Raw genomic sequence first — 4,695 nt, 5'->3', positions numbered from 1 at the left:
CTATATTGAATACTATGTTATCAAAAGAAACACAATTAGCTGTTGAAAAAGGGGAAATGCTTCCGCTTATGGAAGAATTTTATACTATTCAAGGTGAAGGCTATCATACAGGAACTGCTGCTTATTTTGTTAGAATTGGCGGTTGTGATGTGGGTTGCCATTGGTGTGATGTGAAAGAAAGTTGGAATGCTGAATTACACCCACCTACAGCAACAGATTTAATTGTAAATAATGCAGCCAATTATTCAGATACTGTAGTGGTTACTGGTGGTGAACCATTAACTTGGGATATGACATTGCTAACACAGAAATTAAAAGATAAAAACTTAAAAGTTCACATAGAAACTTCGGGGGCCTATAAAGTAACTGGATCATGGGATTGGTTTTGCCTTTCGCCAAAGAAAAATAAACTTCCCGTTCATAGTGCTTATGAAATAGCCAATGAATTAAAAGTTATCATTTATAACAAACACGATTTTATTTTTGCCGAAGAACAAGCAGCCAAAGTAAATAACCAGGCTATTTTATTCTTGCAACCCGAGTGGAGCAAAAAAGAAGAAATGACTCCGCTAATCGTTGACTATGTCATGAAAAACCCAAAATGGCGCGTATCCTTACAAACGCATAAATATTTGAATATTCCTTAAAAGTTAATCTTAAACATTATTTCGGATTTTTATAAAGTCAATCTGGCTAAGTAGTCAAAATGTTCTCCTTCCAAAATCAATTCACATTGGAAGCCGTTCGCATAAGCAGCATTTTGCAAGGTGTTATAATCTAGATATAGCCAAGTGAAAGGTTCCTCAGTTTTTCCTTTATAGGAAATAGTAAAAATGAGTTCGCCATAATAATGGTCAGCAGGAACTGAGAAACATCCATCATCATTTTCATCAAACATATAAATGATATCGGAAGAATCAATTAGAATTTGACCATTTGGCGAAAGCAAACTTTTTAATTTTTGTAAATATTTTGAAGTTTCCGAAAGTGTTCCAAAAATTCCTGTTCCATTCATTAATAAAAGAATAGTGTCAAATTTTTGCTTCGCCAGTTCGCTTTCGCTCGTGTCAGTTGAAACTTCTAATAAATTCTGAACTCGAGCATTTTGCAATCCACGTAATTTACAAGCTTTTATGGCATTCTCCGATATATCTATAGCAGTAACCTCAAATCCTTTTTCTTGAAGATACAGGCTATGGCTCCCTGCGCCACAACCTACATCGAGAATTTTTCCTTTAGAAAGTTGCATGGCTTCCTTTTCTAGTTTGGGCATATCGTTGTAATTTCTAAAAAGATACGCTACGCTCATGTCATCCGCTTCGGAAATATTGGTTTCAGTCACCAAATCCTCAGGAGAATTATTAGTTTGAAAATCGAGAATGGCTTTGCCGAAAAGATCTTTCATTTATTCTGAATTTATTTCAGAATCTTTTTAGATTCTATTTTTATGTTATTTGGTTATTCGTTTTATGTAATTTTGCACTATGAGTATCATACCTTCCTTAATCGAAATCCAAAAGTTAGCCAAAGATAAGCATATCGAAAATAAAAAGTATTTTGATAAGCTGAAAAAGAAAACTCCAAAAAATTTGGATTATGTGATGCAAGATTTACATGATACCGAATTCAAAAAAACGAATTGTTTAGATTGTGCTAATTGTTGTAAAACCACTGGGCCGCTTTTTACTTCTGCTGATATTGAAAGAATCTCCAGACATTTGAAGCAAAAGCCACAGCAATTCATTGATCAGTATTTACGCATTGATGAAGACAAAGATTATGTTTTGCAAAGTGTTCCGTGTACTTTTTTAGATTCGGATAACACTTGTTTCATTTATGATGTTCGTCCAAAAGCATGTCGCGAATTTCCACATACCGATAGAAAAAAGTTTCATCAAATTACTGATTTAACTCTGAAAAATGTAGCCATCTGTCCTGCAGCTTATAATATTGTTGAGAAAATGAAGGAAAAATTGCCGCTTTAATAAATCAAATACTTTTTCCTCATTTCTTTAAATTCAATCAGCCCTTTATCCCAAGATTTCCTGATTTTTTCTTCCGAAATACCCAATTCTATTTGTTGTTGCAGTTTTTTTGTTCCGGCCAATTTGGTGAAGAAACTATTGAAAAACTTTGATTTTTCTATAGTTGAGTTGTATGCTTTTATCAACCACTTCAATTCCAATTTATTTACTTTTTCTATAGTAGTCAAATCATCTCCATAACATAATTGATTTTTATAAACGGGTTCTTTCGCACCAAAATTAGGAACGGGTGTGAAACTAAAATCGCCTTTAGGCAGAAACGGAGAGCCAAAAATTTGAAACTGTTTTTCGGTACCACGACCCACGCTTATATTGGTTCCTTCAAACAAACATAAACTCGCATACAAATTTATAGCTTGGTCGTTGGGTAAATTAGGCGAAGGTTTTACAGGCAAACTATAAGCCATTTCTCGTTTATAATTCAAACACGGAATTACAGTCAAGCTGCATTGAACGCTGTCTTTCAACCATTTTTCGCCGTTAATCATTTTGGCATATTCACCAATGGTCATTCCATGCAGAATAGGAATGGGATGCATACCAACAAAACTTGTAAATTCAGTTTCTAGTATTGGTCCGTCTACAATTACTCCATTAGGATTGGGTCTGTCTAGAACCAATAATTGAATATTATTTTCAGCACAAGCTTCCATAATATAATGTAACGATGAAATATAAGTATAAAAGCGTGCGCCAACATCTTGCAAATCAAAAACCATAACATCAATATCGGCTAATTGTTCTTTTTTTGGCTTTTTATTATCGCCATAAAGTGAAATGATGGGTAAACCTGTTTTAGTATCTTTTCCGTCGACAATATGTTCCCCTGCGTCTGCAGTGCCACGGAAACCGTGTTCTGGTGCGAATATTTTTTGGAGGTTTATTTTTTGGTCTAAAAGGAAATCAACAACACTTAAAGTATCTCTTTTTATAGCTTTAGCACATCCATTCGGGTCTTTTGAAGCATTGTAGAAACTAGTTACAATAATTCTCCCGGTTTGATTCGTAACGATTCCAACTTTCTTATCTTTTAATAAGGGTAAATAGGAATTATAGTTTTCAGCGCCAGTTTTTATTTCGGAAGATGTATTATCCATCGCAGCTTCTTTCTTCTTTTTTCTTTCTTCTATGCTTTTAACTGAAACACCACAAGAAACCATTAGCAAAACCAAGAATAAAACTGTATTTTTGAAAATCGAATTTGAAATCATACCATTGAAATTAGAATATTTTATAGCCAAACGACTCATTACTGCCAAAGACCATAAAAGTAGTATTTCTGCTCCAATAATAAAAATAGCTATTACTGCCATAGCACTTGGAATGATTATGATGATTGTTTCTATTGCTACAGGAAGGGGTTTACAACAAAAAATCCGTCAAAAAGTTTCTGCCTTCAACGGACATATTGTTATTTCAGGTTACAACGATAATAACTCGGATGTTAGTACAACTCCAATTTCAATTTATCAAAATTTTTATCCAAAATTTAAAACAGTCGACGGCATTACTCATGTTCAAGCTATTGCTAGTAAAGCGGGTATCATTAGAACAGAAAATGCTTTTGAGCCAATTATTTTTAAAGGTGTAGGTAAAGATTATCAAGCTGATGGTTTAAAAGAATATTTGGATCAAGGAAGAATGCCTGAGTTGAAATCCAATTTAAATGAAGAAGTTTTAATTTCTAAATATTTATGTAAGAGATTAGGATTGAAACTTGGAGACAAATTTGTGACCTATTTTATGAAAGAAAATAGCGAAGGATATAATCTTCGTAATTTTAAAATCGTTGGAATATATGATTCCGGTTTTCAAGAATTTGATGCTGGTTATGTTTTTGGCGACATTCGTCATGTGCAATTAATCAATAAATGGAAACGAGATCAAATAGGATCATTTGAAGTTTTTGTTGATGATTTTACCCAAATAGAACAAAAAGGACAACAAGTATATCAAGAAACATCTTCCACTTTAGATTCTCAAACCATTGTAGAAAAGTATTATTATATTTTTGAGTGGCTTAAACTTTTCGATTTTAATATTATTGTTATTTTAATAGTTATGATTGTAGTGTCTACTATCAACATGGTAGTGGCACTTTTGGTGCTAATTCTCGAAAGAATACAAATGATAGGAATTCTTAAATCTATTGGAGCTGATAATTGGTCTATCCGAAAAATATTTCTCTACAATGCAGCTTACTTAATAGGTAGTGGATTGCTTTGGGGAAATAGTATAGGAATTGGACTTTTATTAATTCAAAAATACTTGGGTATTATCAAATTAAACCCAGAAAGTTACTATGTTAACACAGCTCCCGTAGATATTAATATATTCTATATACTGCTTTTAAATTTAGGAACAATCGCTATTTGTCTTCTCGTTTTACTTATCCCGTCCTATATTATTACTAAAATTACTCCGTCTAAATCTATCCGTTTCGAATAGAAGCAAATCGCTTGAAATTTATTTATATATTCTATTTCAATTCACTTTTTATTAGATCCATACTAAGAGATCTAGTTGTTGTTTGTTGCTATTAATTTATTTTATTTGATACAAGTTGCAAGAAATCAATGTTTTAAAAAAGGATAGAAAAAGGCGCTTAATTTATTTGGATATGGTGTTATTATTTTTTTATATTTGCACC

General features: G+C 32.6%; 5 protein-coding genes. 3 read left to right on the top strand and 2 right to left on the bottom strand.

Annotated features, from left to right (window positions below; translation table 11 throughout):
* Positions 1 to 14 precede the first annotated feature (14 nt).
* Positions 15 to 647 (top strand): 7-carboxy-7-deazaguanine synthase QueE, encoded by a 633-nt coding sequence (locus ACOYLT_RS10205; RefSeq protein ID WP_422853744.1) that lies wholly within the window; start codon positions 15 to 17, stop codon positions 645 to 647.
* A 29-nt stretch (positions 648 to 676) separates the two neighbouring features.
* Here ACOYLT_RS10205 and ACOYLT_RS10200 read toward each other — a convergent pair whose 3' ends face one another.
* A complete protein-coding gene (locus ACOYLT_RS10200) occupies positions 677 to 1,405 on the bottom strand; it encodes a class I SAM-dependent methyltransferase (RefSeq protein WP_422853742.1) in 729 nt (242 codons plus the stop codon).
* A 79-nt stretch (positions 1,406 to 1,484) separates the two neighbouring features.
* On the opposite strand from ACOYLT_RS10200, the gene ACOYLT_RS10195 reads away from it, so the two are divergent.
* The gene (locus ACOYLT_RS10195; protein WP_422853741.1) at positions 1,485 to 1,985 is read left to right on the top strand and encodes a YkgJ family cysteine cluster protein; all 501 of its coding nucleotides are present in this window, start codon (positions 1,485 to 1,487) and stop codon (positions 1,983 to 1,985) included.
* Here the strand turns inward: ACOYLT_RS10195 and ACOYLT_RS10190 are convergent.
* Entirely contained in the window at positions 1,982 to 3,256 is a 1,275-nt protein-coding gene (locus ACOYLT_RS10190; RefSeq protein ID WP_422853740.1) for an exo-beta-N-acetylmuramidase NamZ family protein, read from the bottom strand. The two genes, ACOYLT_RS10195 and ACOYLT_RS10190, sit on opposite strands and share 4 nt — an antisense overlap.
* A 4-nt stretch (positions 3,257 to 3,260) precedes the next feature.
* On the opposite strand from ACOYLT_RS10190, the gene ACOYLT_RS10185 reads away from it, so the two are divergent.
* A complete protein-coding gene (locus tag ACOYLT_RS10185; RefSeq protein WP_422853743.1) occupies positions 3,261 to 4,493 on the top strand; it encodes an ABC transporter permease in 1,233 nt (410 codons plus the stop codon).
* Positions 4,494 to 4,695 lie beyond the last annotated feature (202 nt).

The sequence above is a fragment of the Flavobacterium sp. genome (genome assembly GCF_049318185.1).
In the GTDB taxonomy this organism is placed as follows: Bacteria; Bacteroidota; Bacteroidia; order Flavobacteriales; family Flavobacteriaceae; genus Flavobacterium.
The sequence above is the reverse complement of the archived record's forward strand: the minus strand, read 5'-3'. Positions and strand labels throughout refer to the sequence as shown.

Coding starts and splice junctions, on each gene's coding strand:
- ACOYLT_RS10205 (WP_422853744.1), top strand. CDS start 15: ATGTTATCAAAAGAAACACAATTAGCTGTTGAAAAAGGGGAAATGCTT.
- ACOYLT_RS10200 (WP_422853742.1), bottom strand. CDS start 1,405: ATGAAAGATCTTTTCGGCAAAGCCATTCTCGATTTTCAAACTAATAAT.
- ACOYLT_RS10195 (WP_422853741.1), top strand. CDS start 1,485: ATGAGTATCATACCTTCCTTAATCGAAATCCAAAAGTTAGCCAAAGAT.
- ACOYLT_RS10190 (WP_422853740.1), bottom strand. CDS start 3,256: ATGATTTCAAATTCGATTTTCAAAAATACAGTTTTATTCTTGGTTTTG.